This is a genomic window from Micromonospora sp. NPDC005686, assembly GCF_042871665.1.
Taxonomy (GTDB): Bacteria; Actinomycetota; Actinomycetes; order Mycobacteriales; family Micromonosporaceae; genus Micromonospora.
Map to the genome: position 1 here is coordinate 54,707 of NZ_JBIAIY010000001.1, position 25,837 is coordinate 80,543.

At 74.4% G+C, this 25,837-nt stretch carries 30 protein-coding genes; 29 read left to right on the forward strand and 1 reads right to left on the reverse strand.

Annotated features, from left to right (window positions below):
- The first annotated feature begins 42 nt into the window (after positions 1-42).
- The 18 genes from ACFYON_RS00245 (at position 43) to ACFYON_RS00330 (ending at position 17,602) form a co-directional block, all read left to right on the forward strand.
- Positions 43-1,545, forward strand: coding sequence for an FtsW/RodA/SpoVE family cell cycle protein (locus ACFYON_RS00245; protein WP_387188802.1), 1,503 nt, complete (start codon positions 43-45; stop codon positions 1,543-1,545).
- Positions 1,545-2,651, forward strand: a complete 1,107-nt coding sequence (gene murG, locus ACFYON_RS00250) for an undecaprenyldiphospho-muramoylpentapeptide beta-N-acetylglucosaminyltransferase (protein WP_354870154.1) — start codon at positions 1,545-1,547, stop codon at positions 2,649-2,651. The genes ACFYON_RS00245 and murG overlap by 1 nt, the downstream gene beginning before the upstream one ends.
- Before the next feature lie 31 nt (positions 2,652-2,682).
- On the forward strand, positions 2,683-4,164 hold the full coding sequence (murC, locus tag ACFYON_RS00255) for a UDP-N-acetylmuramate--L-alanine ligase (RefSeq protein ID WP_387189841.1): 1,482 nt from the start codon (positions 2,683-2,685) through the stop codon (positions 4,162-4,164).
- Positions 4,161-4,979, forward strand: a complete 819-nt coding sequence (locus ACFYON_RS00260) for an FtsQ-type POTRA domain-containing protein (RefSeq protein ID WP_354870159.1) — start codon at positions 4,161-4,163, stop codon at positions 4,977-4,979. Before murC ends, ACFYON_RS00260 begins: the two co-directional genes overlap by 4 nt.
- 247 nt (positions 4,980-5,226) lie before the next feature.
- Positions 5,227-6,342, forward strand: a complete 1,116-nt coding sequence (gene ftsZ, locus ACFYON_RS00265) for a cell division protein FtsZ (RefSeq protein ID WP_354870162.1) — start codon at positions 5,227-5,229, stop codon at positions 6,340-6,342.
- Positions 6,343-6,351: 9 nt separating this feature from the next.
- Positions 6,352-7,098 (forward strand): YggS family pyridoxal phosphate-dependent enzyme, encoded by a 747-nt coding sequence (locus ACFYON_RS00270; RefSeq protein WP_387320410.1) that lies wholly within the window; start codon positions 6,352-6,354, stop codon positions 7,096-7,098.
- Between the two features lie 193 nt (positions 7,099-7,291).
- Positions 7,292-7,990 carry a cell division protein SepF gene (locus tag ACFYON_RS00275; protein ID WP_354870167.1) on the forward strand — a complete coding sequence of 233 codons (699 nt, stop codon included), beginning with the start codon at positions 7,292-7,294 and terminating at the stop codon, positions 7,988-7,990.
- A 25-nt stretch (positions 7,991-8,015) separates the two neighbouring features.
- A complete protein-coding gene (locus tag ACFYON_RS00280; protein WP_354870170.1) occupies positions 8,016-8,321 on the forward strand; it encodes a YggT family protein in 306 nt (101 codons plus the stop codon).
- 41 nt (positions 8,322-8,362) lie between these two features.
- Complete coding sequence (locus ACFYON_RS00285; RefSeq protein ID WP_354870173.1) at positions 8,363-9,154, forward strand: DivIVA domain-containing protein; 792 nt, start codon at positions 8,363-8,365, stop codon at positions 9,152-9,154.
- Between the two features lie 74 nt (positions 9,155-9,228).
- Positions 9,229-9,987 (forward strand): hypothetical protein, encoded by a 759-nt coding sequence (locus ACFYON_RS00290; RefSeq protein ID WP_354870176.1) that lies wholly within the window; start codon positions 9,229-9,231, stop codon positions 9,985-9,987.
- A gap of 2 nt (positions 9,988-9,989) precedes the next feature.
- Positions 9,990-10,298, forward strand: coding sequence for a DUF167 domain-containing protein (locus ACFYON_RS00295; RefSeq protein WP_354870179.1), 309 nt, complete (start codon positions 9,990-9,992; stop codon positions 10,296-10,298).
- A 22-nt stretch (positions 10,299-10,320) separates the two neighbouring features.
- Positions 10,321-11,826, forward strand: a complete 1,506-nt coding sequence (locus ACFYON_RS00300) for a potassium/proton antiporter (RefSeq protein ID WP_354870181.1) — start codon at positions 10,321-10,323, stop codon at positions 11,824-11,826.
- A gap of 224 nt (positions 11,827-12,050) precedes the next feature.
- Positions 12,051-12,470 carry a TraR/DksA C4-type zinc finger protein gene (locus tag ACFYON_RS00305; protein ID WP_018785248.1) on the forward strand — a complete coding sequence of 140 codons (420 nt, stop codon included), beginning with the start codon at positions 12,051-12,053 and terminating at the stop codon, positions 12,468-12,470.
- A gap of 66 nt (positions 12,471-12,536) precedes the next feature.
- Positions 12,537-13,151: a signal peptidase II gene (gene lspA / locus ACFYON_RS00310; protein WP_354870183.1), complete on the forward strand. Its 615-nt coding sequence runs from the start codon at positions 12,537-12,539 to the stop codon at positions 13,149-13,151.
- Positions 13,148-14,092, forward strand: a complete 945-nt coding sequence (locus ACFYON_RS00315) for an RluA family pseudouridine synthase (protein ID WP_354870185.1) — start codon at positions 13,148-13,150, stop codon at positions 14,090-14,092. Before lspA ends, ACFYON_RS00315 begins: the two co-directional genes overlap by 4 nt.
- A 1-nt stretch (position 14,093) precedes the next feature.
- Positions 14,094-14,939, forward strand: coding sequence for a hypothetical protein (locus ACFYON_RS00320; RefSeq protein ID WP_354870187.1), 846 nt, complete (start codon positions 14,094-14,096; stop codon positions 14,937-14,939).
- Between the two features lie 140 nt (positions 14,940-15,079).
- Positions 15,080-16,717, forward strand: a complete 1,638-nt coding sequence (locus ACFYON_RS00325; protein ID WP_387189832.1) for an ATPase — start codon at positions 15,080-15,082, stop codon at positions 16,715-16,717.
- Between the two features lie 48 nt (positions 16,718-16,765).
- Positions 16,766-17,602, forward strand: coding sequence for a DUF2567 domain-containing protein (locus ACFYON_RS00330; RefSeq protein WP_354870191.1), 837 nt, complete (start codon positions 16,766-16,768; stop codon positions 17,600-17,602).
- On the opposite strand, the gene ACFYON_RS00335 is transcribed toward ACFYON_RS00330, so the two are convergent.
- Positions 17,568-18,272: an LON peptidase substrate-binding domain-containing protein gene (locus ACFYON_RS00335; RefSeq protein WP_387189829.1), complete on the reverse strand. Its 705-nt coding sequence runs from the start codon at positions 18,270-18,272 to the stop codon at positions 17,568-17,570. The genes ACFYON_RS00330 and ACFYON_RS00335 overlap by 35 nt on opposite strands.
- 108 nt (positions 18,273-18,380) lie before the next feature.
- Between ACFYON_RS00335 and hisD the strand changes: the two genes are divergently transcribed.
- The 11 genes from hisD to ACFYON_RS00390 all read left to right on the forward strand — a co-directional run bounded on the left by hisD (position 18,381) and on the right by ACFYON_RS00390 (position 25,770).
- Positions 18,381-19,706: a histidinol dehydrogenase gene (gene hisD / locus ACFYON_RS00340; RefSeq protein WP_355015113.1), complete on the forward strand. Its 1,326-nt coding sequence runs from the start codon at positions 18,381-18,383 to the stop codon at positions 19,704-19,706.
- The gene (locus ACFYON_RS00345; RefSeq protein ID WP_354870198.1) at positions 19,703-20,776 is read left to right on the forward strand and encodes a histidinol-phosphate transaminase; all 1,074 of its coding nucleotides are present in this window, start codon (positions 19,703-19,705) and stop codon (positions 20,774-20,776) included. Before hisD ends, ACFYON_RS00345 begins: the two co-directional genes overlap by 4 nt.
- Positions 20,773-21,384, forward strand: a complete 612-nt coding sequence (hisB, locus tag ACFYON_RS00350) for an imidazoleglycerol-phosphate dehydratase HisB (protein ID WP_030500263.1) — start codon at positions 20,773-20,775, stop codon at positions 21,382-21,384. Before ACFYON_RS00345 ends, hisB begins: the two co-directional genes overlap by 4 nt.
- A gap of 58 nt (positions 21,385-21,442) precedes the next feature.
- Complete coding sequence (locus ACFYON_RS00355; protein WP_354870202.1) at positions 21,443-21,610, forward strand: hypothetical protein; 168 nt, start codon at positions 21,443-21,445, stop codon at positions 21,608-21,610.
- On the forward strand, positions 21,610-22,230 hold the full coding sequence (gene hisH, locus ACFYON_RS00360) for an imidazole glycerol phosphate synthase subunit HisH (RefSeq protein WP_354870204.1): 621 nt from the start codon (positions 21,610-21,612) through the stop codon (positions 22,228-22,230). Before ACFYON_RS00355 ends, hisH begins: the two co-directional genes overlap by 1 nt.
- A 37-nt stretch (positions 22,231-22,267) precedes the next feature.
- Positions 22,268-22,588: a hypothetical protein gene (locus tag ACFYON_RS00365; RefSeq protein ID WP_354870206.1), complete on the forward strand. Its 321-nt coding sequence runs from the start codon at positions 22,268-22,270 to the stop codon at positions 22,586-22,588.
- Positions 22,589-22,607: 19 nt separating this feature from the next.
- Complete coding sequence (gene priA, locus ACFYON_RS00370; RefSeq protein WP_018785235.1) at positions 22,608-23,336, forward strand: bifunctional 1-(5-phosphoribosyl)-5-((5-phosphoribosylamino)methylideneamino)imidazole-4-carboxamide isomerase/phosphoribosylanthranilate isomerase PriA; 729 nt, start codon at positions 22,608-22,610, stop codon at positions 23,334-23,336.
- Entirely contained in the window at positions 23,333-23,749 is a 417-nt protein-coding gene (locus ACFYON_RS00375) for a Rid family hydrolase (protein WP_354870209.1), read from the forward strand. Before priA ends, ACFYON_RS00375 begins: the two co-directional genes overlap by 4 nt.
- A gap of 87 nt (positions 23,750-23,836) precedes the next feature.
- Complete coding sequence (locus ACFYON_RS00380; protein WP_354870211.1) at positions 23,837-24,283, forward strand: MarR family transcriptional regulator; 447 nt, start codon at positions 23,837-23,839, stop codon at positions 24,281-24,283.
- 1 nt (position 24,284) lies between these two features.
- Entirely contained in the window at positions 24,285-24,710 is a 426-nt protein-coding gene (locus ACFYON_RS00385) for an organic hydroperoxide resistance protein (RefSeq protein WP_354870213.1), read from the forward strand.
- Positions 24,711-24,762: 52 nt separating this feature from the next.
- Positions 24,763-25,770, forward strand: coding sequence for an NADP-dependent oxidoreductase (locus ACFYON_RS00390; protein WP_354870216.1), 1,008 nt, complete (start codon positions 24,763-24,765; stop codon positions 25,768-25,770).
- Positions 25,771-25,837 lie beyond the last annotated feature (67 nt).

Below are 25,837 nucleotides of genomic sequence, written 5' to 3' on the forward strand. Positions count from 1 at the left end.
AGCGGCCATGATGGGCCTGTGGGGGAGGGACGAGACATCCAGGTGACCAGCGACCCGCCGGCCCGCCGTGCCCCGGCGGCCACGCCACCGGCCGACCCGCCCGGGGCGCGCTGGGATCCGGCCGGCGGCCTGGCCGCGCTGCGCGGTCTGCTGGCCCGGCCGCTGGCCTCGTACTACCTGCTGCTGTCCAGCGCCGGCCTGCTGCTGCTCATCGGCCTCACCATGGTCTTCTCCGCCACCAGCGTGAAGGACTTCGCCGAGGGCGGCGACGCGTCCGCGTCGCTGACCAAACAGGCCGTGTTCGCGGTGATCGGCATCGGCGCGTTCTGGGCCTGCCAGCGGCTGCCCGCGCGCACGTTCCGGGCGGTGAGCCGCCCGGCGCTCGGCGTGGCGGTGGCGCTGCTGCTCACACTCAACCTGCTCGTCGCGTTGAACTCGCTGTTCGGGGTGACGTCGATCGGGCCGTTGAAGGCCGAGCTCCTCTGGCTGTCCCTCGGCCCGATCTCGCTGCAACCGGTCGAGGTGGCGAAGTTCGCGCTGGTGCTGTGGGCGGCGCACGTGCTGGCCCGCAAGGGCGCGGCGCTGGGCTGGTGGAAGGAACTGGCCACGCCGCTGTTCCCGGTGGTGGGCCTGCTGTTCGTCCTGGTCGGCTACAACGACCTGGGCAGCATGCTCTGCCTGCTCGCGCTGGTGGTCGGCATGCTCTGGGCGGCGGGGGTGCGGGCCCGGGTGTTCGCCGCGCTGTCCGCGATCGGCCTTGCCGGCGTCGGCCTGCTGGTGGCCGCCGCCTCACTCGGCGCGGGCTCCGGCTCCCGGGACGCCGACAACTACCGGCTCGGCCGCCTCACCATGTGGCTCGACCCGCCGGACCCGAAGACCTGCTTCGAGCAGCAGCTCGACTACTGCTACCAGCTCGTGCAGGCGCGCTACGCGATCGGCAACGGCGGCTGGTTCGGCGTCGGCCTGGGGCAGAGCTCGCTGAAGTGGAACTACCTGCCCGAGGCGCACAACGACTTCATCTTCGCCATCGTCGCCGAGGAACTGGGCGTGGTGGGCTGCACGGTGGTCCTGACGCTGTTCGCCGTGCTCGCGTACACCGGGATGCGGATCGCCCGCCGGGTCGAGGACCCGTTCCGCCGGCTCGCCGCCGCCGGGGTGACCGCCTGGCTGGTCGGCCAGGCCGTCATCAACGTCGGCGGCGTGACCGGGCTGCTGCCACTGACCGGCGTGCCGCTGCCGTTCATCTCCGACGGCGGCAGCGCCCTCGTGGTGACGCTCGCCGCGATCGGCATGCTCGCCTCGTTCGCCCGCGCGGAGCCGGACGCGGCGCGAGCGCTGCACGCCCGTCCGCCCGCCCGATGGGTCCGACTAGTGTGGGCCCCGTTGCCGCCGCTTCCCGGCCGGCGCCGCCGACCGGCGCCGCCTCCGGCCGACCGAGGGTCCGTGCCCCGGTCCCGGCAGCGGCGGCAGGACGACCAGGCCGCGCCGCGCGGCGCCCGGTCCGACCGGGCGCGCGCCGGAACGGCGAACGAGAGGAGACGCTGATGGGTCCGCTGCGTTCGGTGGTGCTCTGCGGAGGGGGTACGGGCGGGCACATCTACCCGCTGCTCGCCTTCGCCGACTGCCTGCGCCGACACGACCCGAGCGTCCGGATCACCTGTCTGGGCACGCCGAAAGGGCTGGAGAACGAGCTGATCCCGCCGGCCGGCTACGACCTGCGGCAGATCCCGGCCTACCAGCTTCCCCGGTCGGTGAACATGAGCCTGGTGCGCACCCCGGACCGGATGTGGAAGGCGGCGCGCGCGGCGGGCAAGGTGATCGACGAGGTCCAGGCCGACGCCGTGGTCGGCTTCGGCGGGTACGTCTCGGTGCCCGGCTACCTGGCCGCGTGGCGGCGGGAACTGCCCATCGTCATCCACGAGGTGAACGTGCCGCCGGGCGTGGCGAACCGGCTCGGGATGAAGTTCACCAAGAACGTCGCGGTGGGCTTCCCGCACCAGCCGGCTCAGGCTGAGGCGTTGCGTGACGCCCGCGTGGTGGGTGTGCCGCTGCGCCGGGGCATCGCCGGGCTGGACCGGGCCGCCCTGCGCGACGCCGCCCGCGCCCACTTCGGACTCCGTCCCGACCTGCCGGTGCTGTTCGTCGCCGGTGGTTCGCAGGGCGCCCGCTCGATCAACCTGGCCGTCTCCGGCGCGGCGAAGGAGCTGGCCCGCAACGGCGTTCAGGTGCTGCACGTCATCGGCGCCCGCAACGAGCCGGTCTCGGTCCCCACCGACCTGCCGGTGCCGTACGTCACGCTGCCGTACCTGTCCGAGATGGAGCTGGGCTACGCCGCCGCCGACCTGATGCTGGCCCGGGGCGGCGCGATGACCTGCGCCGAGGTGGCCGCGATCGGCCTCCCGGCCGTCTACGTGCCCTACCCGCACAGCAACCAGGAGCAGAAGCGCAACGCGCTGCCGGTGGTGGAGGCCGGCGGCGGGTTGCTGGTCGACGACGCCGAGATGACCCCGGCGTGGCTGGAGCGGACGGTGATCCCGCTGATCCGGGACCCGCAGCGACTGCACGCGATGGGCGCCGCCGCGGCCGGGTACGGCCGCCGGGACGGCGACGTGGCGCTGCTGAACTTCGTCTACGAGGCGGTGGCCCGCTGATGAAGGGCGCCGCGACGGGAAGGTACGTCTGATGAACACCGCGCAGTTCACGCCCGCCGGCACCATGACGGCGGAGGACCTGGGCCGGATCCACCTGATCGGGGTGGGCGGCGTCGGGATGGCCGGGCTGGCCCGGCTCTTCCTCACCCGGGGCCTGCCGGTCTCCGGCAGCGAGCTGCGGGAGTGGCCGTCACTGGCCGGCCTGCGGGCGCTGGGCGGCACCATCCACTCCAGCCACGAGGCGTCCAACCTCGACGGGGTGGACACGGTGGTCTACTCCTCCGCCATCCCGCAGGACCACCTGGAGATGGTCGAGGCGCGTCGGCGGGGCCTGCGGGTGCTGCACCGCTCCGAGGCGCTCGCCGCCGCGATGACCGGCCGCCGCACGGTGGCGGTGGCCGGCACCCACGGCAAGACGTCCACCACCTCGATGGTCACCATGGTGCTCCAGCAGGCCGGCACCGACCCGTCGTTCGTGATCGGCGGCGAGATCTCCGAGGTGGGTTCCGGCGCGCACCACGGCACCGGCGAGCACTTCGTGGTCGAGGCGGACGAGAGCGACCGTTCCTTCCTCATCTACCGGCCGTTCGTGTCGATCATCACGAACGTCGAGGCGGACCACCTCAACACCTACGGCGACCTGGCCACCCTGGAGGCGGCGTTCGCCGAGTTCGCCCGGCTCACCGACCCGGCCGGGTTCGTGATCACCTGCGCCGACGACGCGGGCGGGCGCCGGCTGGCCGAGACGCTGCGCGCCGAGGGCCGCCGGGTCTGGACCTACGGCGAGTCCGCCGACGCGGACCTGCGGATGAGCGAGGTCGTCTCCTCCGCGCACGGGGTGCGCTTCCAGGCCGAGATCGAGGGCCGGCCGCTGGGCGAGATCCGGCTGCCCGTACCGGGCCGGCACATGGCGCTCAACAGCGCCGCCGCGGTGCTCGCCGCGTACCTGCTGGAACTGCCGGTGGCCGCCGCGGAGGCCGCGCTCGGCGCGTTCCCCGGCGTGCGGCGCCGCTTCGAGCGCAAGGGCGCGGCGGACGGCGTGCTGGTCTACGACGAGTACGCCTACCACCCGACCTCGATGACGCTGGCGTTGCAGACGTTGCGCGAGGTCGCCGGCGACGGCCGGCTGATCGTGGTTTTCCAGCCGTACCGGCTCTACCGCACGCGCGACAACCAGGCGGAGATCGCCGCCGCGCTCGGCATCGCCGACGAGGTGGTGCTGCTGGAGGTCTTCGGTCCCGGCGAGACACGCCGCCCCGGCGAGGGCTCGGCCGCGCTGATCGAGGTGGTGCCGCTGCCGGCCGAGCGCAAGGTGTTCGTGGAGGCGTGGGACGACGTGCCGGGCGAGGTGGCCCGGCGGGCGCGTGCCGGCGACGTCGTGGTGACCATGGGGGCGCCGCCGATCTCGCTGATGGGTGACCAGTTGCTCGACGGCCTGCTCGCCCGCTCCGGCGAGGGCGCGGGGCTCGGCGCCGGCGTCGACCCGGACGGCGCGGCGACCCCCGCCGGATGAGTCCCGGTCCGGCCCGCGGCCGTACCCCCGGACCGGACGGCGGCGCCGGGCGGCGAAGCCCGGCCCGGCGCTGGCAGCTCGTGCGGGCCAACGCGGACGCCGTGCCGCCGTCGACCCGCCGGTTCATGGCCCGGGCCCGGCAGCGGCGGATGCGGGCCGCGCTGCCCTGGGCGGTGGCCGCCGCGGTGCTGGCCGTCGCGGGCCTGGTCGCGTGGACGGTGCTGGGCACCGGCCTGTTCGGCGTGCGCGAGGTACGGGTGGTCGGCGCGCGGCTGGTCACTCCGGTGCAGATCCGCGACGCGGCGGCGGTGCCGGACGACGAGCCGCTGGCCCGGGTGGACCTGGACGCGACCGCGCGCCGGGTCGGCACGCTGCCGCCGGTGGCCCGTGCCACTGTGGAGCGGGAGTGGCCGGGCACGCTGGTGATCCGGGTGCAGGAGCGCACGCCGGTGGCGGCGGTGCCGCAGGGTGACGGTTTCGTGGTCGTCGACGGCTCCGGCGTGGTGTTCCAGCGCCTGGACCGGGCGCCGGACGGGTTGCCGCAGGTCCGGGTCGCCCGGCCCGGCCCCGACGACCCGGGTACGCGGGCCGGCCTGGCGGTGCTCGCCGCGCTGGGCGAGAAGCTGCGTGCGGAGCTGGTCGCGGTGGACGTGGCCGGGTTGGCGCGGATCACGCTGCTGCTGCGCGGCGAGCGTCAGGTCTTCTGGGGCGACGCCTCCCGGGGCGCGGACAAGTCGACGGTGGCCACCGCCCTGCTGAGCCGCAAGGCGGACCGGATCGACGTCAGCGCGCCGGACGTGGTCACGTTCGAGTGACCCTCGGCTCAGCGGGCAGGTGATGTGTCCCCTGTCGCTCGGTCGGCGACACGCCGGAACAGGTCCTTGGCTCCTGGCGCGGCGGCGCATACGTTGCCCGGAAGAGATCAGTGGTTGACATAACTGTAAGCCTCTAGTAGAGGGTGAGAGTTCAGCCGTCGGAGGCGACGAGGGACATGTTCGACCGCTGATCCGGCCAAGCCGTGTGGGGTCGGCCCATGCCAATCTCGAAGGGAAAGGACCGGAGATGACACCTCCGCACAACTACCTGGCGGTCATCAAGGTCGTCGGCATCGGGGGCGGCGGCGTCAACGCCGTCAACCGGATGATCGAGGTTGGGCTCAAGGGCGTCGAGTTCATCGCGATCAACACCGACGCGCAGGCGCTGCTGATGAGTGACGCCGACGTCAAGCTCGACGTGGGCCGGGAGCTGACCCGGGGACTGGGCGCGGGCGCCAACCCGGACGTCGGCAAGAACGCCGCCGAGGACCACCGCGACGAGATCGAGGAGGTCCTCAAGGGCGCGGACATGGTGTTCGTGACCTGTGGCGAGGGCGGCGGCACCGGCACCGGCGGCGCGCCGGTGGTGGCGAACATCGCCCGCAAGCTCGGCGCGCTCACCATCGGCGTGGTCACCCGGCCGTTCTCGTTCGAGGGCAAGCGCCGGCAGGTCCAGGCCGAGGCGGGCATCGAGGAGCTGCGCAACCAGTGCGACACGCTCATCGTGATCCCGAACGACCGGCTGCTCGCGCTCGGCGACCGCAACATCTCCATGATGGACGCGTTCCGGACCGCGGACCAGGTGCTCCTCTCCGGTGTCCAGGGCATCACCGACCTGATCACCACGCCGGGCCTGATCAACCTGGACTTCGCCGACGTCAAGAGCGTGATGAGTGGCGCCGGCAGCGCGCTGATGGGCATCGGTAGCGCCCGCGGCGAGAACCGCGCCGTGGAGGCGGCCGAGGCGGCCATCTCCAGCCCGCTGCTGGAGCAGAGCATGGACGGCGCGCGCGGCGTGCTGCTGTCCATCGCCGGCGGGTCGGACCTCGGCCTGTTCGAGATCAACGACGCGGCGCAACTGGTCACCGACGCGGCCCACCCGGACGCGAACATCATCTTCGGCGCCGTCATCGACGACGCGCTCGGCGACGAGGTGCGGGTCACCGTGATCGCGGCCGGCTTCGACGGGGGCACGCCGGCGTACAAGGCGGTGGAGCCGCCGCGCAAGAGCAACCAGAACCCGCCGGCCCAGCCGAACGCGCCGGTGAGCCCGCCGTCCACCATGCCGGCGCCGCAGCAGCCGTCGCGCCGGGTGCTCTTCGACGACGTCGACGTGCCCGACTTCCTCAAGAACGGGTCCTGAGCCGCGCCGATGACGGAGTCACAGACGGCGGTGCGTCCCGAGCGGCGCGCCGAACTCGCGGCCGGACTGGCCCGGGTCCGGGCCCGCATCGCCGACGCCTGCGTGGCGGCCGGACGGCAGCGCGACGAGGTCACCCTGGTCGCGGTGACCAAGACGTACCCGGCGGCGGACGTGGTCGCGCTGGCCGGTCTGGGCGTGACCGACGTCGGCGAGAACCGCGACCAGGAGGCGGCGCCGAAGGCCGAGACGGTGGCCGCCGCCGGGGTGGCGCCGCGCTGGCACTTCATCGGCCAGCTGCAGCGCAACAAGGCCCGTTCGGTGGTCCGGTACGCCGACGTGGTCCAGTCGGTGGACAGCGTCCGGCTGGCCGCCGCGCTGGACGCCGCGGCCGGCGCCCTCCGGGACCGGCCGCTGGACGTGCTGGTGCAGGTGAGCATCGACGGCGACGCGGCCCGGGGCGGGGCGCTGCCGGGCGCGGCCGATCCGCAGCGCGGGCTCGGCCCGGTGGCCGCGGCGGTGGCCGGTGCCGACGGGCTGCGGCTGGCCGGCCTGATGGCGGTGGCGCCGCTGGGCTGGGAGCCGGACCGGGCGTTCGCCCGGCTGGCCGAGGTGGTGGCGGCGCTGCGGGCCGACCATCCGGGCGCCACGGCGCTGTCGGCGGGCATGAGCGGAGACCTGGAGAGCGCGATCGGGTACGGCGCGACACATGTCCGTGTCGGCAGCGCGTTGCTCGGAATGCGCCCTGCGCTGCGGTAGCCTCACGAAGACGGAAGCAAATTACATCAGTGTTGTTCAGGACGGCGTTCCCGTAGCCGGGGGCCGTGACGGGCGGACCGCGAACCGCGCGTCAGGGGATTGCCGATCCAGTCCGGTGGGCATGATCGTCCACTTGTGATCAAGCGACACGGCACGGGGGCGCGTGCCGCACGGCGGACGGAAGGGCGCGGGGATGGGTGCACTGCGCAAGGCGGGGGTCTGGCTCGGTCTCGTCGAGGAGGACGACGAGCGGGCGTACGAGGACGGTGGCTACGACAAGGGCAGCTACCGGGACTCGTCGCGCTACCGGTCGAGCCGGTACGCCGAGGAGTTCGCCGACGAGGACGACGACGAGGCCGAGGAGCCGCCGACGACGCGCAGCCGGCTCGGCGACCGCGGCCGGCTGTCCGAGCGCGCCTCCAGCCGCTCGGTCGACACCGACCGGGGCGAGTCCGAGCGCCCGGAGCGGGTCGAGCGCTCCAGCGTGCGGTCGATCACCCGGTCCTCCGGCGGTGACACGTCGGGCGCCCTGTCGTACCACACCCGGGACAATCTCGCCCTCGCGCCGCAGGTCCAGCCGCGCGAGCGGGCGGTGGCGCCGGAGGACGAGCAGCGGTATCAGATCACCACGCTGCACCCGACCACGTACCGCGAGGCGCGGACCATCGGCGAGCACTTCCGCGACGGCGTACCGGTGATCATCAATCTCACCGAGATGGACGAGGCGGACGCCCGCCGGCTGGTCGACTTCGCCGCCGGGCTCGCGTTCGGCCTGCGCGGTACGATCGAGCGCGTGACCAACCGGGTGTTCCTGCTCTCACCGGCCAACGTCCAGGTCACCGCGGAGGACAAGGCCAAGATCGCTGAGGGCGGCTTCTTCAGCCTGAGCTGACCATGACCGAGGGACGTCGCCTGCCGTGTTGTCGATCCTGTTCCAGGTGCTCTACCTGTTGCTGTATATCTTCCTAATTGTCCTTTTGGGGCGATTCGTTCTGGGCGCGGTACTGGCCTACGGTCGCCGCTGGCAACCGGGCCGGGGAGCGTCGGCGGGCCTGGAAGTCGTGTGGAGCGTCACTGATCCGCCCCTGCGAGCGTTGAGGCGTGTGATCCCGCCACTGCGAATTGGTACCGTGAGCATCGACCTGGCCTCCCTTGTGCTCCTGGTTATCCTGTTCGTGCTGATGGAGTTCGTGTTTAGGCGCCTGATCTTCGCGTTTGCCTGACCAGAGCGCTTTCGCGGCCGCAACTGACCCGAGGAGTTTCGATGCCGCTGACCCCGGCCGACGTTCACAACGTCGCCTTCAAAAAGCCGCCGATCGGCAAGCGGGGGTATGACGAGGAGGAGGTCGACGCCTTCCTGGACGAGGTCGAGCGCGAGCTGGCCCGTCTGATCGAGGAGAACAACGAGCTGCGCGCCCAGGTGGAGCGCGGCGGTCGGGGTGGCGCTCCCGCCGGCCCCGGCGGTGACGCCCGCCTCGCGGCGGAGCTCAACGACGTCAAGGCCCAGCTCGACCGGGTGCAGCGCGACAAGGCGGCCGCCGAGCAGGCGGCCCGTGCGATGCAGGCCGAGCTGGAGCAGGTGCGCACGCAGGGTGGCCCGGCCGGGGTGACCGGCGACGGCGAGCAGCAGGCGCTGCGGGTGCTCATGATGGCCCAGCGCACCGCCGACGACCACGTCTCCGACGCCCGTCGCGAGGCCGACCAGCTGCTCTCCGAGGCCCGTTCCAAGGCCGAGGAGGTCACCCGGGAGGCGCGCGCCAAGGCCGACGCCCTGGAGCGGGACGCCCGCCAGCGGCACCAGGAGGCCATGGGCGGCCTGGACGCCAAGCGCACCGCGCTGCAGAAGCACATCGAGGAGCTCAAGCAGTTCGAGCGCGAGTACCGCACCCGCCTCAAGGCGTACCTGGAGAGCCAGCTGCGTGACCTCGACGGTCGCGGTCAGGGTCTCGAGGTCGAGATGAACCGCGAGGGCAACCGCGCCACCGGCAGCAACGGTCTCGCCACGGCCGGCTCCTACGGCGGTGGCCGCGCGGGCTCGCTCGAGTCCGGCCGCTGATCCCGCATCGGTGGCCGTCCCCCCGGGACGGCCACCGACCGCCCAGACCGACACGACGCGGCCGGGGGTGAGCCGTGGTAGCCGCCAGCATCCTGCTCATCCTCGTCGCGGTCGTGCTGCTGATCGCCGGCCTCGTCGGCGGATCCAGCCTCCTGCTCATCGTCTCGATCGCGGCCAGTCTGCTGTCCGCCGTCGCCTTCGTCGCGTTCGCCCGCCAGGCCGCCGCGGCGCGGGCCACGGCCGGCCGGGAGACCGGGCCGCGGCTGCGGACCCCGCACACCGTCTCGTCCCCTGACGAAACGGTGAGCCCGGTCCCGCACCACACGTCCACCGCCGGCACCGGCGGATCCGGGTGGCGGCAACCGCCCGGGTCGCCGGTGACCGAGCCGGACGACGCACCGCCGCCGGCCGCGTACTCGCCGCCAGCCGAGCCGTTCGAAACCGACCCGTACGAGCCCGCCGCCACCGCGCCGTACCCGCCGCCGTCCGACGCCGGAGCCGCCGCCGGGCCGTACGAGGAACCCGCGCCCTACTCGCCGCCCGGCCCGCGCGTTCCGCAGGCCCCCCGCCCCACCTCGCCCGCACCCGGCGAGGCGTTCGACGGCGATCCGCCGGCCGAGTTCCTCTCCGCCGGGGAGGTCGCCCGGCTGGTCCGGTTGCCCGCCGACGTCCTGGTGGTCGACGGGCACCCCCGCTTCCATCTGCCCGACTGCCCGCACCTGGTGGGCCGCGACGACGAGCCGCTGCCGGTGGCCGAGGCGGTCGGGCTGGGCTTCACCCCGTGCGCGCACTGCGCCGCCGCCACCACCCTGCTCGCCGAGGCTCCGCGCTGACCATGGCGATCGCGGACGACACGCTCACCGTCGCGGTGCGGGTGAAGCCCGGCGCGGCCCGTGCCCGGGTGGGCGGACGGTTCGACGGCCCGTACGGTCCCGCGCTCGTCGTCGCGGTGCACGCGCCCGCGGTGGACGGCCGCGCCACCGAGGCGGCCCGCCGGGCGCTCGCCGACGCGCTCGGCGTCCGGCCGGCGACCGTGTCGCTGCGCTCCGGCGCGGCCAGTCGGGACAAGCTCTTCCTGGTGGAGCGCCCGCACGACGGGCTGCCCGAGGTGCTGCGCCGGCTGCGTGACGGCAGCACGGCGTGAGATCCGGTCCGGCCGGCCGGCGATGACCCCGGGGCTCGACGTCGCGTTGCTCGTGGGCGCCGCCGTGCTGCTGGTCGCGGTGGGCGCGGTGCGGTTCTCCACCCGGCTCGGCGTACCGAGTCTCCTGGTCTACCTGGCGCTCGGCGTGCTGCTCGGCGAGGCCGGCCTGGGTATCCGGTTCGACGACGTCGAGCTGACCCGGGTGCTCGGCTTCTGCGCGCTCATCGTGATCATCGCGGAGGGGGGCCTGACCGCGCGGTGGAGCACGTTGCGGCCGGTGCTCGGCCTGGCCGCGGCGCTGTCCACGGTCGGCGTCGTGGTCAGCATCGTGGTCGTCGGCGTGGTGGTGCACCTGCTGCTCGGCCTGGACTGGCGGCTGGCGCTGCTCTACGGCGCGGTGCTCTCCTCCACCGACGCGGCGGCCGTGTTCGCCACGCTGCGCCGGCTGCGCCTGCCGCCCCGGCTGGTGGCCGCGCTGGAGGCCGAGTCCGGGGTGAACGACGCCCCGGTCGTGCTGCTGGTGCTGCTGCTCTCCCGCGCCGGCGCCGAGTCGTCCCACGCCTGGTGGTACGAGGTGCTGCTGGTCGGCTACGAGCTGAGCGCGGGCGTGGCGGTCGGGGTCGGTGCCGGGCTGGCCGGCCGGTACGCGCTGCGCCGGGCCGCGCTGCCGTCGGCCGGCCTGTACCCGATCGCTGTGGTCGGCTTCACCGTGCTGGCGTACGCGGCCGGGTCGGTGCTGCACGCCTCGGGTTTCCTCGCCGTCTACGTCGCGGGCGTGCTGCTCGGCAACTCCAGGCTGCCGCACCGGCAGGCCATCCTCGGCTTCGCCGACGGGCTGGCCTGGCTGGCCCAGATCGGCCTGTTCGTGCTGCTCGGCCTGCTGGTGTCGCCGAGCCGGCTGGATGCGGCGGTGCTGCCGGCCGTGATCACCGGGCTGGCGCTGCTGCTGCTCGCCCGGCCGCTGTCGGTGGCGATCTCCGCGCTGCCGTTCCGGGTGAACCTGCGTGAGCAGCTCTTCCTGTCCTGGGCCGGGCTGCGCGGCGCGGTGCCGGTGGTGCTGGCGACCATCCCGTTGTCGCTGCACGTGCCGGGGGCGGGCCGGCTGTTCGACGCGGTCTTCGTCCTGGTGGTGATCTTCACGTTGCTCCAAGCGGGCACGCTGGCGTCGGCGGCCCGCCGGCTGGGCGTGACCGCGCCGGCCGAGGCGAGCGAGATCCTGCTGGAGACCGCCCCGCTGGAACGGATGCGCGCCGACCTGCTCCAGCTGGAGGTGCCGGCCGGGTCGCGGATGGCCGGGGTGCACGTGGACGAGCTGCGGCTGCCGGTCGGTGCCGCCGTCACCCTGGTGCTGCGCGACGGCGTCGGTTTCGTGCCCGGCCCGGACACCCGGCTCAAGATCGGGGACAGCCTGCTCATCGTCGCCACGGCGGGCGTGCGGGACGAGACCGAGCGGCGGCTGCGGGCGGTGAGCCGCCGGGGCCGGCTGGCGAGGTGGTTCGGGGAGTACGGCGAGGAATCGACCCCCTGATCTGCTACCGTTCCTTTTGCCCCGATTGATGGCAGTCCGGGGCGGATACGTGGGATGACGGTGCGGCACATTGTCGGACGCCTGTACGTTCCGTATTCTTGCCAACCTCCGGAGTGCACGGCGGTCCCGTTCGCCGTGCACCCTTCCGTACGCGGAGACGCCGACGAGGGCGTCCCCGCCCACGTACCGCTGACCGCCGCGCCATGCGGCTGAGGGAGCTGACGATGGCGAAGCCAGCCGACACCAGGACCGCCGGTCGCAAGCCGGTGGCGAAGGCCACCCGCAGCGCGGCGGAGACCGAGAAGATCCGGGCCGCCCTGGCGGCGCGGCGGGACGAGCTCAACGCCGAGTACGATCAGACGCTGAGCGAGATCACCGAGCTGCAGCGCGACCGGCTGACCGACTCGGCCGGGGACGACCAGGCCGACACCGGGACCAAGACGTTCGAGCGTGAGCAGGAGATCTCTCTCGCCAACAGCATCAAGGAACGGATCACGCAGGTCGAGCGCGCGCTGGAGCGCCTCGACGAGGGTGGCTACGGCTGGTGCGAGCGGTGCGGCAACCCGATCCCGGTGGAGCGGCTCGCCGCGTTCCCGTCGGCCACCCTCTGCGTGACGTGCAAGCAGCTGGAGGAGCGGCGCTGATCACCGCTCCCCGGCGGCCGTACGGCAGACGGTGACCACGCCGTCGCGAACGTCGATGGGGAGCAGATGACCGCAGCACCGCCCGCCGGGGCCGGCACCACCGAGTCGGGCGCCGGCGCGCCCCGCCGCAGGGCCGTCGGCCTGCTGCTGGGCGTGTCCGTGCTCTCGCTGCTGGCGGATCTCGGCACGAAGCAGCTCGCGCTCGCCGAGCTGACCGGCCGGGAGCCGGTGTCGGTGCTCGGCGGCGCGGTCTACTTCAGCCTCACCCGCAACAGCGGCGCGGCCTGGAGCATCGGCTCCGACCACACCTGGGTCTTCCCGATCATCACGTTCGTGGTGATCGGGTGGATCGCCTGGATGGCGGTGCGGCTGCGCTCACTGCCGTGGGCGGTGTCGCTCGGCCTGGTGCTGGGCGGCGCGCTGGGCAACCTGATCGACCGGATCTTCCGCGCGCCGGGGCACTTCGTCGGCCACGTGGTCGACATGATCAGCCTCTTCGACCCGTACGGCCAGGTCTGGCCGGTGTTCAACCTGGCCGACAGCTCGCTGGTGTGCGGCGTGGTGCTCGCGGTCTTCCTGGAGCTGACCGGCCGGCAGCGCGACGGCTCCCGGCTGCGTGACGAGAAGCGCGCCGGCAACCGCGACGCCGCTGCCCCGGCCGAGCAGCGGGAGACCGCGTGACCTCCGCCTTCGCCGCCGGCGGCGACACCCGCTCCCTGCCCGTCCCCGACGGCCTCGACGGCATGCGCCTGGACCAGGCCGTGTCCCGGCTGTTCGGGCTCTCCCGCACCGCCGCCGCCGGTCTGATCGACGCCGGCGACGCGCTCGTCGACGGCGTGGCCCGGCCCAACTCGTACAAGGTCAAGGCGGGCTCGTGGCTGGAGGTCACCCTGCCCGCGCCGGCCGCGCCGCCGACAGTGGTGCCGCAGGCGGTGCCCGGCCTCACGGTGGTGTACGCCGACGACGACATCGTGGTGGTGGACAAGCCGGTCGGGGTGGCGGCGCACCCGAGCCCGGGCTGGACCGGCCCGACCGTGATCGGCGGGCTGGCCGGCATCGGCCACCGGATCTCCACCAGCGGCGCCGCCGAGCGGCAGGGCGTGGTGCACCGGCTCGACGTGGGCACTACCGGGATCATGGCGGTGGCCAAGAGCGAGCGCGCATACACCGCGCTGAAGCGGGCGTTCAAGTACCGCGAGGTGGAGAAGCGCTACCACGCCGTGGTGCAGGGCCACCCGGACCCGTCGAGCGGCACCGTCGACGCGCCGATCGACAGGCATCCCCACCACGACTACCGCTGGGCGGTGGTCTCCGGCGGCAAGCCGAGCATCACCCACTACGACACGCTGGAGGCGTTCCCCGCGGCCAGCCTGCTCGACGTGCGGCTGGAGACCGGGCGGACGCACCAGATCCGGGTGCACTTCTCCAGCATGCGGCACCCCTGCGTGGGTGACCTGACCTACGGCGCGGACCCGACGCTGTCGGCCCGGCTGGGGCTGGCCCGGCAGTGGCTGCACGCCCGCTCGCTGAGCTTCGCGCACCCGGGCACCGGCGACGAGGTGATGTTCGTCAGCGAGTACCCGGACGACCTGGCCCGGGCGCTGGAGATCCTGCGCGACTGACGTGAGCGACCATCCCGCGCCGCCGCGCCGGTCCCGGTCCGCCGCGCTGACCTGGCTCGCGCTGGCCTGCGCGCTCGTGGTGCTGGTGGTGGCGGTGGCGCAGCGGCGGGACCGGCCGGTGAGCGACCGCACGGTCGGCGAGGTCACCAGGGTCGGCGTGACCGGCGGCGCGAGCATCCCGGAGTACCTGCGCGCCGCCGGGGACGAACTGGCCCGCCTCGACGCGCCGGACGGCTACGCGCTCGTCTCGTTCGCCGACTACCTGACCCCGGCGCGGGCGGCCGCCGCGCTGGACGGCACGCGGGTCTCGGCGGTGGTCGCGCGGGTGCCGCTGCCCGGCCGGCAGACCGAGATCGTCCGGATCGCGGCGCTGCGGCTGCCGCAGGACGTGGTGGCCGGGATGGCCGGCGTCGCCGGGCGCAAGGACCGGGAGGCCGCCGACTACCGCTCCCGCGCCGCCGCCACCGCCGACACGGAACTGCGCCGGGTGTACGACAGCGGCGCCGAGGTCGCCGTCCGCGAGGCGGCGGCGTACCGGACGGGCTGCGCCTGCGTCTACGCCGCGGTGGTGAGTGCCGCGCCGGACGCCCTGCGGGCCCTCGCCGGGCGTGCGGGGGTGCGGGTGGTGGACCCGGCGCCGGAGGTGCGCCGCCTGGACCGGACGGTGTTCACCCCGCCGCTGCCCGAGCAACGTGACGTGGTGCGGCCGCCGGCCGACACCGGCCCGGACGAGGCAGGCGGAATGGGCGATTCGTCGGAAGCCGCACGGACAGTGAGCGGACCTTCACCGACCGCCCCCGCCCCGGCCGCCGGCTCCGGGGCGCCCAATCCCGCTCCCACCTCCTGAGACGTCCAGGCGCGCGGTGACCCGGCCGATCCCATCGTGCGGCGGGTCGATGGGCGATGCGCGGCGCGGGGAGTGGTCCGAATAGGGTTTCGTTCGTAGCCTGTCAGGCGGAGATCGATGGGCTGGGGGAGGGCGAATCCTTGGACGGCAGCGAGACCGGCTGGGGTCGGCAGGGCGAGCCGGCGCCGCGGTGGCGTGCGCTGCTCGACCGGGCCCGGCTCGGCGGTCGCGGCGCGGAGCACGCCGACGCCGACCGGCACGTCGAGGAGCATCCGGCCCCGCCGCCCGACCCGCTGCCGCGTCGTGGCGCGGGCACCGGCTGGACCGGTCGCGCCACACCCGTCGGTCGTGCCCCTGACGGGTCGTACGGCGCCGAGCCCGATTACCGGGCCGAGGCCACGTTCCGGGTCGACCCGGCCTTCCGCGCCGACCCCCGGCACGACGGCGAGCCGGCCTACCGGGCCGAACCGGCGTACCGCAGCGACCCGGAGCCGTCCTGGCGGGCCGGGCAGCCCTACCCGCCCGACCCGTCCTGGCGTGCCGGCCCGTCCTTCGTGCCCGACCCACGCCCTGAGCAGCCCTTCACCGCCGAGCCACGCCCGGAACGGTCCTGGCGGCCCGAGCCCGCCCGCCCGGAGCCGCTCGGCCGGACCGAGCCCGCCCGCCCCGAGCCGCTCGGCCGGACCGAGCCCGCCCGCCCCGAGCCGCTCGGCCGGACCGAGCCCGCCCGCGCGGAGCCGCTCGGCCGGGCCGAGGCGCCGGTCGAGTCCCGGTACTCCCTTCTCGACGGCGGCTACCGGCCCGCGCCGCCGGCCGAGTCCCGTTACGCGTTGCTCGACCGGGGCCGCTACCGGCCCGACACGCCGCCCGTCCCGGAGCCGGTGGTGCCCGCGCCCCGTCGTCCGCCCGAGGGGCGGTCCGGCCGGGTCGAGGCGGCCCAGGTGCAGTGGCGTGCCCCGGAGCCGGACCCGGAGGTGGAACGGGCGACCAGCGTTCTCCGCCGCGAGCTGGGCACCCCGAGGGTGCTCGCCTTCGCCAACCCCAAGGGCGGGGTGCACAAGACCACGGCGACGGTGCTCGCCGCCGCGACGGTGGGCAGCGTACGCGGGCGCGGCGTGCTCGCCTGGGACGACAACGAGCTGCGCGGCACGCTCGGTCTGCGGGCCGGCAGCGCCCGGCACGCCCGTACCATCCGCCACCTGATCCACGACCTGGCGCAGATCGAGATCCTCGACGGCAACACGCTGCTGTCGCACCTCGACGACTACCTGCGGCACGCCTCCGACGGCTCGTACGACGTGCTGGCCGGCGAGGAGAGCCCGCGCTTCGCCCAGCGGCTCGACCAGTTCACCGTCAAGCGGGTGCTGGAGCTGCTGCGCCGCACCCACGAGGTGGTCTGCGTGGACACCGGCAACAACGTGGAGAGCCCCAACTGGCGCACCGTCATGCAGGCCGCCGACCAGCTCGTGGTGACCACGGTGCCGCGCGAGGACGCGGCGTTCAGCGCGGACTGGATGCTCGACCTGCTGCACGAGGAGGGCATGGGCGAGCTGGCCGACAACGCGGTCACGCTGATCTCGTGCCCCACCCCGGGGCGTACCTCGTTGCAGGACGACCTGGAACGGCACTTCGCCACCCGGACCCGCGTGGTCGCCGTGGTGCCCTACGACCCGGCGCTGGAGACCGGCTCCTCGATCGAGTACCACCAGCTCCAGGCGGAGACCCGCAACGCCTGGCTCAAGGCGGCAGCGGTGATGCTGGAACCGTTCGCGCGCTGAGCGCCGACCACCGCCCCGCACCGTGCCCGGGCCTGAGAGGATCAACGCGTGAGTCCGGACACCAGTGAGCCCGAGCGGGCGCGCGAGCGCAGCGACGGCGCCGACGCGCGTACCGGCGGTCCCGGCCCGCGCCCCGACGGCGTCGCCCGGCCCGAGCCCGCTCAGCCGCCCGGCTGGCCCGGCGGCCTGCCGGTGCCGGCCGGCACACCGGTCACCGCGCCCGGCGCCGACCCGCTCGCCGGGCATCCGTTCATGGCGGCGGAGCTGCCCGGCGCCACCCGGTCCGGCCGCCCGCTGCTCACCGTGCTCGGCGTGGTCGCGCTGCTCACCGCGCTCGGCGCCCCGCTGGGGCTGCTGTGGGTGTGGGCGGCCCCAGCCACCCCGGTGCGGCAGACCCCGGCCGGCACGGTCTACGCGACCACCCAGCCGGAACAGCCGATCGCCGCGGACGGCTGGTTCAGCCTCCTGACGCTCGGCTTCGGCGTGCTCGCCGCCGTCGCCCTGTGGGTGCTGCTGCGCCGCCGGCGTGGCCCGGCCGGCCTGCTCACGGTGACGCTCGGCGGCCTCGGCGCGGCGGTGGTGGCCTGGCAGGTCGGCCGCCGGATCGGGCTGTCGACGTTCCAGCGGCTGGTGGAGACCGCGCCGCCGGGCACCGCGTTCACCAAGCCCGTCGACCTGCGCGCCGGTGGCGTCGACTGGTACGGCCCGCTGCCGCTGCCGCACGGGAACCTGCTGCTCGCCGCGTTCGGTGCGGCCGTCACGTACACGCTGCTGGCGGGCTGGTCGCGGTGGCCGTCGCTGCGGCCGGAGCCGGAGCCCGACGCCGCCTGGCCGCCGCCTCCGCCCGGTTTCAGTTCGGCGCCGGGGGACCAGCCAGCTCGCTGAGCGGCACCGGCACCGCGCGCACCCGCCGCAGCAACGCCGTCTCCCGGTTGAGCAGGCGCAGCTCGGCGCGCAGCCGGCCGGCCGTGTCGTCGACGGCGAGCAGCCGCTGCCGGTCGGCGACGGTCAGCGCGGCGGTCGCCGCGACCAGGTGCGACAGGACCGTGGGATCCTCCGGCAGCTGTTCGGTGATCTCCTGCTGGTCCGGCCGGATCAGGCCCAGATAGTGCCGGAACACCGAGATCACCCGGGCCGCCAGCAGGTCGGCGGTCTCGTCCGGGCCGTCCGGCTCGGGCAGCCACTCCACCTCGGCGGTGAGGTAGGGCTCGGCGGAGGCGTCCACCTCGGCGACCCGGAACCGTCGCCGCCCGACGGTGACGATGTCGAAGCCGCCGTCGGCCAGCTCGGTGACCTGCCGCAGCTCGGCGGTGCAGCCGACCTCGTGCAGCGTGACCTCTCCGCCGGCCGGCCCGGAACGCCCCGGCGGCCCGGCCGGCGCCACCTCCCAGCCGGCCTGGATCGCCACCACGCCGAACTCGCGTGGCGCGTCCTCGGGCAGCCCGACGAGGTGGCGCACCAGCGCCTTGTAGCGCTCCTCGAAGATGTGCAGCGGAAGGACCAGCCCGGGGAAGAGGACGGTCCCGAGCGGGAACACCGGCAGCCGTGCGCTCACGTGATCGAGCGTATCGCCAACGCGCCCGCCCGCGCGTGTCCCGGCTCACCGTCCCGGCGTGCGGGCGGGCCCGGCCGGCGGCGCCGGCGGCGGCCTAGACTCGCAGGCGTGTTGAATCGGATCGACCTGCGCGGCGGGGTCCGTGACCCGCGCCGCCTGCTGCCCCGTGCCCAGCTCGACGTCTCCGTGGCGGTCGAGCGGATCCGCCCGCTCGTGGAGGCGGTCCGGGACCATGGGTACCCGGCGGTCCGGGAAGCCAGCGAACGGTTCGACGGCGTCTCCCCGGAGCGGCTGCGGGTGCCGGTCGAGACGATCCGCGCCGCCGAGGCCGAGCTGGACCCGCAGGTACGCGCCGCGCTGCTGGAGTCGATCACCCGGGCCCGCAAGGTGCACGCCGACCAGCGCCGTACCGACCACACCACGACAGTCGTGCCCGGCGGCACGGTGACCGAGCGGTGGGTGCCGGTCGACCGGGTCGGCCTCTACGTCCCGGGCGGCCTGGCCATGTACCCGTCGACGGTGGTGATGAACGTGGTGCCGGCCCAGGCGGCCGGGGTGCGCTCGCTGGTCGTGGTGAGCCCGCCGCAGAAGGACAACGACGGCCTGCCCGACCGGCGGGTCCTCGCCGCGTGCGCGCTGCTCGGCGTGGACGAGGTGTACGCGGTCGGCGGCGCCCAGGCGGTCGCCATGCTCGCCTACGGCGCGAGCGTCGACCCGGCCGGGGACGAGCGCTGCGAGCCGGTCGACATGATCACCGGTCCGGGCAACATCTGGGTCACCGCCGCGAAGCGGCTGCTGCGCGGCGTGGTCGGCATCGACGCCGAGGCCGGCCCGACCGAGATCGCGATCCTGGCCGACGACACCGCCGACCCGGCGCACGTCGCCGCGGACCTGATCAGCCAGGCCGAGCACGACCCTCTCGCGGCGAGCGTGCTGGTCACCCCGTCGACCGCGCTGGCCGACGCGGTCGACGCGGAGCTGGCCCGGCAGGCGCCGGCGGCCAAGCACGCCGAGCGGATCGGCACCGCGCTGCGCGGCGAGCAGAGCGGCGTGGTCCTGGTCGACGATCTGGAGGCCGGGCTGCGCGTGGTCGACGCGTACGCGGCCGAGCACCTGGAGATCCAGACCGAGAACGCCCGCGAGTGGGCGCTGCGGGTCCGCAACGCCGGGGCGGTGTTCGTGGGCGCCTGGTCGCCGGTGTCGCTCGGCGACTACTGCGCGGGCTCCAACCACGTGCTACCCACCGGTGGCTGCGCGCGGCACTCCTCGGGGCTGTCGGTGCAGTCGTTCCTGCGCGGCGTGCACCTGGTCGAATACACCCGCGACGCGCTGCGCGACGTGGCGCCGCACGTGGTGACGCTGGCGACGGTGGAGGACCTGCCGGCGCACGGCCAGGCGGTCAGCGTCCGGTTCGGCGAGGGCGGCGCGTCGTGACCACGCTCGACGACCTGCCGATCCGCGACGACCTGCGCGGGCGTACGCCGTACGGGGCGCCGCAGCTCGACGTGCCGGTGCGGCTGAACACCAACGAGAACTCCTACCCGGTGCCCGAGCCGGTGGTCGAGGCGATCGGCAAGGCGGTCGCCGCCGAGCTGCGCGACCTCAACCGCTACCCGGACCGGGACGCGGTGGCCCTGCGCGCCGACCTGGCCGCCTACCTCGGCCACGGGCTCACCGCCGACCACGTGTGGGCGGCGAACGGCTCCAACGAGATCCAGCAGCAACTGCTCCAGGCGTTCGGCGGTCCCGGGCGCACCGCGCTCGGCTTCACCCCGGCGTACTCGATGCACCCGCTGCTGGCGCTCGGCACCGGCACCCGGTGGGTGCCCGGCCGGCGCGGCGAGGACTTCGGGCTCACCGCCGACCAGGCGGTGGCCCAGGTCCGCGAGCACCGGCCGGACGTGGTGTTCCTCTGCTCGCCGAACAACCCGACCGGCACCGCGCTCGACCCGGCGGTGGTCGCCGCCGTGCTGGACGAGGCGCCCGGCATGGTGATCGTGGACGAGGCGTACGCCGAGTTCGCCCGTCCCGGCACGGTCAGTGCCCTCGCCGTGCTGCCCGGCCACCCTCGGCTGGTGGTGACCCGCACCATGAGCAAGGCGTTCGGCTTCGCCGGGGGCCGGCTCGGCTACCTGGCCGCCGACCCGGCGGTGGTGGACGCGGTGCAACTGGTCCGGCTGCCGTACCACCTGTCCGCGCTCACCCAGGCCGCGGCCCGCGCGGCGCTGGCGCACCGGGACGCCCTGCTCGGCACCGTGACCGCGATCATGGCGCAGCGGGACCGGATCGTCGCCGAGCTGCGCGCCCGGGGCCACCGGGTGGCCGACAGCGACGCCAACTTCGTGCTGTTCGCCGTCGAGGGGGACCAGGCGGTGGCCTGGCGTACCCTGCTCGATGCCGGCGTGCTGGTGCGCGACGTCGGCCTGCCCGGCTGGCTGCGCGTCACCGCCGGCACCCCGACCGAGACCGACGCCTTCCTCACCGCGATGGAGAGAGTTTCATGAGCCGGATCGCCCGGATCGAGCGGGTCACAAACGAGACGAAGGTGCTCGTCGAGATCGACCTCGACGGCACCGGCAAGGCGGACATCGAGACCGGCGTCGGCTTCTACGACCACATGCTCAACCAGATCGCCCGGCACGGGGGCTTCGACCTGACCGTGCACACCGTCGGCGACCTGGAGATCGACGCGCACCACACGATGGAGGACACGGCGCTCGCGCTGGGCGCCGCGTTCGACCGGGCGCTGGGCGACAAGGCCGGCATCCGGCGGTACGGATCGGCGACCGTCCCGATGGACGAGGTGCTGGTCCGGGCCGCCGTCGACCTGTCCGGCCGCCCGTACGTGGTGCACGACGAGCCGGCGCTGGCCCCGTACATCGGGCCGGTCTACCCGACGAGCATGACCCGGCACATCTGGGAGTCGTTCGGCCAGTCGGCCCGGATCACGCTGCACGTGGACGTGCTGCGCGCGGCCCGCCCCGGCGGCCACCCGGACGCGCACCACGTGGTCGAGGCGCAGTTCAAGGCCGTCTCCCGCGCGCTGCGCGAGGCCACCGCGCTCGACCCGCGCAACGCGGGCGTGGTGCCGTCCACGAAGGGCGCCCTCTGATGAGCGCGAGGAACGCAGCGCAGCGGAGTCCCGCAGTCGCGAATGAAGGGCGGTTCTGATGAAGGTGCTGCCCACACTTCTGTTGATCGTGGCCGGCCTGTTGCTCGGCGGGACGTGGTCGCTGCTCAAGCAGGGCGCTCCCCGCGCCGCCGTGGTGATCACCGGCCTGCTGGCGGTGCTGGCCACCGCCGCCGGGGTGCTCTGGCTGCTGCCGGGGGAGAGCTGATGGCACGGGTGGTGGTGCTCGACTACGGCTCGGGCAACCTGCGCTCGGCCGAGCGCGCGGTGGCGCGCGCCGGCGCCGACGTGACCGTGACCGACGACCTGGACGCCGCCGCGTCGGCCGACGGCCTGGTGGTGCCGGGCGTCGGCGCGTTCGCCGCGTGCATGGCCGGGATCGAGGCGTCGGGCGCCGGGCCGGTCATCGCCGACCGGGTCGCCGCCGGGCGGCCGGTGCTGGGCATCTGCGTCGGCATGCAGATCCTCTTCGGGCACGGCGAGGAGCACGGCGTGGTCACCAAAGGGCTCGGGCTGCTGCCCGGGGGCGTGACCCGGCTGCCCGCGCGGCGGCTGCCGCACATGGGCTGGAACACCGTGCAGCCGCCGGCCGGCTCGGCGCTGTTCGCCGGGCTGCCGGAGGGCACCCGGTTCTACTTCGTCCACTCCTACGGGGTGACCGACCCGGCGGCGCTGGCCGAGGCGGGCGCGACGGTGACGACAGCGCACCACGGCGCGGACTTTGTCGCGGCGGTGGAGCGGGGGCCGCTGTCGGCCGCGCAGTTCCACCCGGAGAAGTCGGCCGACGCCGGCGCCGCGCTGCTGCGCAACTGGCTCGGCACGCTGTGAGCGCACCGGCCGCGGGCGTCGGCCCGCGGGCGTCGGCGTGAGCAAGGAGCGGGCCCGCCGCCGGGCGGCGCGCGAGGCCGAGCAGGAGCGGGCGCGCGCCGTCCGCGCCCGCCGGTCGGCGCGCCGGGAGCGGCGTCGTTCTCTGGTACGCCGGCTGACGCCGTCGCTGCGGCGCGGGCGTACCGGCCGGCTGCGCCGGCACACCCGCCGCGAGCGGGCGACGATCCTGGTGCTCACCGCGGCAGCGGTGGTCGCCATCTGGAGTCTGGTGGACGACCTCGCGCTGCGGCTGGTGCTGGTCGTGTTGTTGTTGCTGGTCCTGCCCGCGATCGTGGTGATCGCACTGGACCGTCGTTGAGGACCCGAGGAGAGATGCGTTGAGCCTCACCCTGTTGCCCGCCGTGGATGTCGCCGACGGCCAGGCCGTCCGGCTCGTGCAGGGCGCCGCCGGTAGCGAGACCGCGTACGGCGACCCGCTGGACGCGGCTCTGGCCTGGCAGTCCGACGGCGCGGAGTGGATCCACCTGGTCGACCTGGACGCCGCGTTCGGGCGGGGCTCCAACGCCGCGCTGCTCGCCGAGGTGGTCGGCAAGCTGGACGTGAAGGTGGAGCTGTCCGGCGGGATCCGCGACGACGAGTCGCTGCGGGCGGCGCTGGGCACCGGGGCGGCCCGGGTCAACATCGGCACCGCCGCGCTGGAGGACCCGCAGTGGTGCGACCGGATCTGCGGCGAGTACGGCGACCGGGTGGCGATCGGGTTGGACGTGCGCGGCCGTACCCTGTCGGCGCGCGGCTGGACCCGCGACGGCGGTGACCTCTACGAGGTGCTGGCCCGGCTCGACGCCGCGGGCGCGGCGCGCTACGTGGTCACCGACATCACCAAGGACGGCACCATGCGCGGGCCGAACCTGGACCTGCTGCGCGAGGTGTGCGCCCGCACCGACGCCCCGGTGATCGCCTCCGGTGGCGTGTCCACGCTGGACGACCTGCGGGCGCTGGCCACGCTGGAGCCGGTGGGCGTGGAGGGCGTGATCGCCGGCAAGGCGCTCTACGCGGGCGCGTTCACCGTCGCCGAGGCACTGGCGACGCTGCGGGCCGGCGCGTGACGACCGAGCCGCCGGCCGACCCCGGGGTGGTGACCCGGCTCGGCTCGGGCGGCCCGTGGGAGGCGCTGTACGGCTACTCCCGGGTGGTGCGGGCCGGTGCGCTCGCGATCACCGCCGGCTGCACCTCCACGGTGGACGGCCGGGTCGCGCACGCCGGTGACGCGGCGGCGCAGACCGCGCAGGCGATCCGGATCGGTCTGGACGCGCTGGCCGAGGTCGGCGCCGGGCCGGGTGACGTGGTGCGGACCCGGATGTACGTGACGGACCGGATCTATGCCGACGAGGTGGGCCGGGCGCACAACGCGGTGTTCGGCCCGGTGCGCCCGGTGGCCACGATGGTGGTGGTGGCCGGGCTGATCGACCCGGGCCTGCTGGTCGAGGTCGAGCTGGAGGCGTACCTCCCGGACCGCTGACCGCGCCGCTGCGCTGCGGCGGGCTTCGTCGGTGCCCGCCCGCCATATGAGTTGTGCACAACTTAATTGCGCGCTACGGTTCCAGGCGTGACCGATGATCTGGTACTGCGCCGGCAGGTGTGCTTCGCGCTCTACGCGGCGTCGCGCGCCCTGACCGACGTCTACCGGCCCATCCTCGACGAGCACGGCTTGACCTACCCGCAGTACCTGGTGCTGCTGGTGCTCTGGGAGCGCGACGACGACGCCCCCACGGTCTCCGAGCTCGGCGGTCAGCTCCGGCTCGACTCCGGCACCCTCTCCCCGCTGCTCAAGCGGCTGGAGGCGGCCGGTCTGGTGGTGCGAACCCGCTCGGCGGCAGATGAGCGCCGGGTCGAGGTGGGGCTCACCGATCGGGGCCGGACGCTGCGGGAGCGGATGGGTGACGTGCCACGGCGGGTGGCCGCCGCGACCGGGCTCACCGAGGCCGAACTGGTCTCCCTCCACGGCATCCTCACCCGGGTCACCGAGACGATCCACCGACAGAAGGAGCAGTGACATGCAGGTGCTCTACACCGCCTCCGCCCGCGCCACCGGCGACGGCCGCGACGGTCACGTCCGGACCTCCGACGGCACGGTCGAGCTGGACCTGGCCGTACCGAAGGAGATGGGCGGCGCCGGCGGCGCGGCCAACCCGGAGCAGCTCTTCGCCGCCGGCTACGCGGCCTGCTTCCACTCCGCGCTGCGCGTGGTGGCCCGCCAGGCCAAGGCGGACGTCTCCGGCTCCGTCGTCGAGGCCGAGGTGGGCATCGGGCCGAACGGCAGCGGCGGCTACGGCCTCGCCGTGACGCTCGTGGTGGACCTGCCCGCGGTCGAGCGCTCGGCCGCCGAGCAGCTCGTCGACGCGGCCCACCAGGTCTGCCCCTACTCCAACGCGACCCGTGGCAACGTCGAGGTGACCCGCACGGTCCGCGAGGCCCTGTGAGTACGAGGAGTGCAGCGCAGCGGAGCCCCGCAGTGCGAACCGAGGAGGCCCAGTGAGTGAGGCGAGCGTCAACCGGGAGATCCACCTGGCGTCCCGGCCGGACGGCTGGCCGACCGCGGAGAACTTCCGGCTGGTCACCACCGAGGTGCCGACGCCGGGCCCGGGACAGGTGGTGGTCCGCAACCGGTTCATGTCCGTCGACCCGTACATGCGCGGGCGGATGAACGACGTCAAGTCGTATGTGCCGCCGTTCGCGCTCGACGCTCCGCTGGACGGCGGCGCGATCGGTGAGGTCGTCGCCGGTGAGGCCGAGGGCGTCAAGCCCGGTGACACGGTGCTGCACGGGCTCGGCTGGCGCGAGTACGCGCTCGTGGACGCCAAGGGCGTACGCAAGGTCGATCCCGGCCTGGCGCCGGTCACCGCGCACCTGAGCGTGCTCGGCATGACCGGGCTGACCGCGTACGCCGGGCTGCTCGACGTGGCCGCGATGAAGCCGGGGGAGACCGTGTTCGTCTCCGGCGCGGCCGGCGCGGTGGGCAGCATGGTCGGCCAGATCGCGAAGCTGCGCGGCGCCGGCCGGGTGATCGGCAGCGCCGGTTCGGCGGCGAAGGTGGAACGGCTCGCCGCGCTCGGCTTCGACGCGGCCTTCGACTACCACGACGGGCCGGTGTCCAAGCAGCTCAAGGCCGCCGCCCCGGACGGCGTCGACGTGTACTTCGACAACGTCGGCGGCGAGCACCTGGAGGCGGCGATCGGGGCGATGAACCTGCACGGCCGGGCCGCCGTCTGCGGCATGATCGCGCAGTACAACGCCACCGAGCCGCCCGCCGCGCCGCGCAACCTGGCGCTGGTCATCGGCAAGCGGCTGACGCTGCGTGGCTTCCTGGTCAGTGACCACGGTCACCTGCGGGAGCAGTTCGTGCGGGAGGTGGCGGGCTGGCTGCGCGAGGGCCGGCTGTCGTACGACGAGACGATCGTCGACGGCATCGAGCAGGCGCCCGAGGCGTTCCTCGGCCTGCTGCGCGGCGAGAACCTCGGCAAGATGCTGGTCCGTCTCTGACCGGCGCGAACGCACACCGCTTCGGGCGGTGGTGACCGGCCTCACCGGCGGGTCGCCACCGCCCGCG

Bases quoted from the DNA above. Each gene is read 5' to 3' on its own strand.
- murG (WP_354870154.1), top strand. From the start codon at position 1,545: ATGGGTCCGCTGCGTTCGGTGGTGCTCTGCGGAGGGGGTACGGGCGGG.
- murC (WP_387189841.1), top strand. From the start codon at position 2,683: ATGAACACCGCGCAGTTCACGCCCGCCGGCACCATGACGGCGGAGGAC.
- ACFYON_RS00260 (WP_354870159.1), top strand. From the start codon at position 4,161: ATGAGTCCCGGTCCGGCCCGCGGCCGTACCCCCGGACCGGACGGCGGC.
- ftsZ (WP_354870162.1), top strand. From the start codon at position 5,227: ATGACACCTCCGCACAACTACCTGGCGGTCATCAAGGTCGTCGGCATC.
- ACFYON_RS00270 (WP_387320410.1), top strand. From the start codon at position 6,352: ATGACGGAGTCACAGACGGCGGTGCGTCCCGAGCGGCGCGCCGAACTC.
- ACFYON_RS00275 (WP_354870167.1), top strand. From the start codon at position 7,292: ATGGGTGCACTGCGCAAGGCGGGGGTCTGGCTCGGTCTCGTCGAGGAG.
- ACFYON_RS00285 (WP_354870173.1), top strand. From the start codon at position 8,363: ATGCCGCTGACCCCGGCCGACGTTCACAACGTCGCCTTCAAAAAGCCG.
- ACFYON_RS00295 (WP_354870179.1), top strand. From the start codon at position 9,990: ATGGCGATCGCGGACGACACGCTCACCGTCGCGGTGCGGGTGAAGCCC.
- ACFYON_RS00300 (WP_354870181.1), top strand. From the start codon at position 10,321: ATGACCCCGGGGCTCGACGTCGCGTTGCTCGTGGGCGCCGCCGTGCTG.
- ACFYON_RS00305 (WP_018785248.1), top strand. From the start codon at position 12,051: ATGGCGAAGCCAGCCGACACCAGGACCGCCGGTCGCAAGCCGGTGGCG.
- lspA (WP_354870183.1), top strand. From the start codon at position 12,537: ATGACCGCAGCACCGCCCGCCGGGGCCGGCACCACCGAGTCGGGCGCC.
- hisB (WP_030500263.1), top strand. From the start codon at position 20,773: ATGAGCCGGATCGCCCGGATCGAGCGGGTCACAAACGAGACGAAGGTG.
- ACFYON_RS00355 (WP_354870202.1), top strand. From the start codon at position 21,443: ATGAAGGTGCTGCCCACACTTCTGTTGATCGTGGCCGGCCTGTTGCTC.
- hisH (WP_354870204.1), top strand. From the start codon at position 21,610: ATGGCACGGGTGGTGGTGCTCGACTACGGCTCGGGCAACCTGCGCTCG.
- ACFYON_RS00385 (WP_354870213.1), top strand. From the start codon at position 24,285: ATGCAGGTGCTCTACACCGCCTCCGCCCGCGCCACCGGCGACGGCCGC.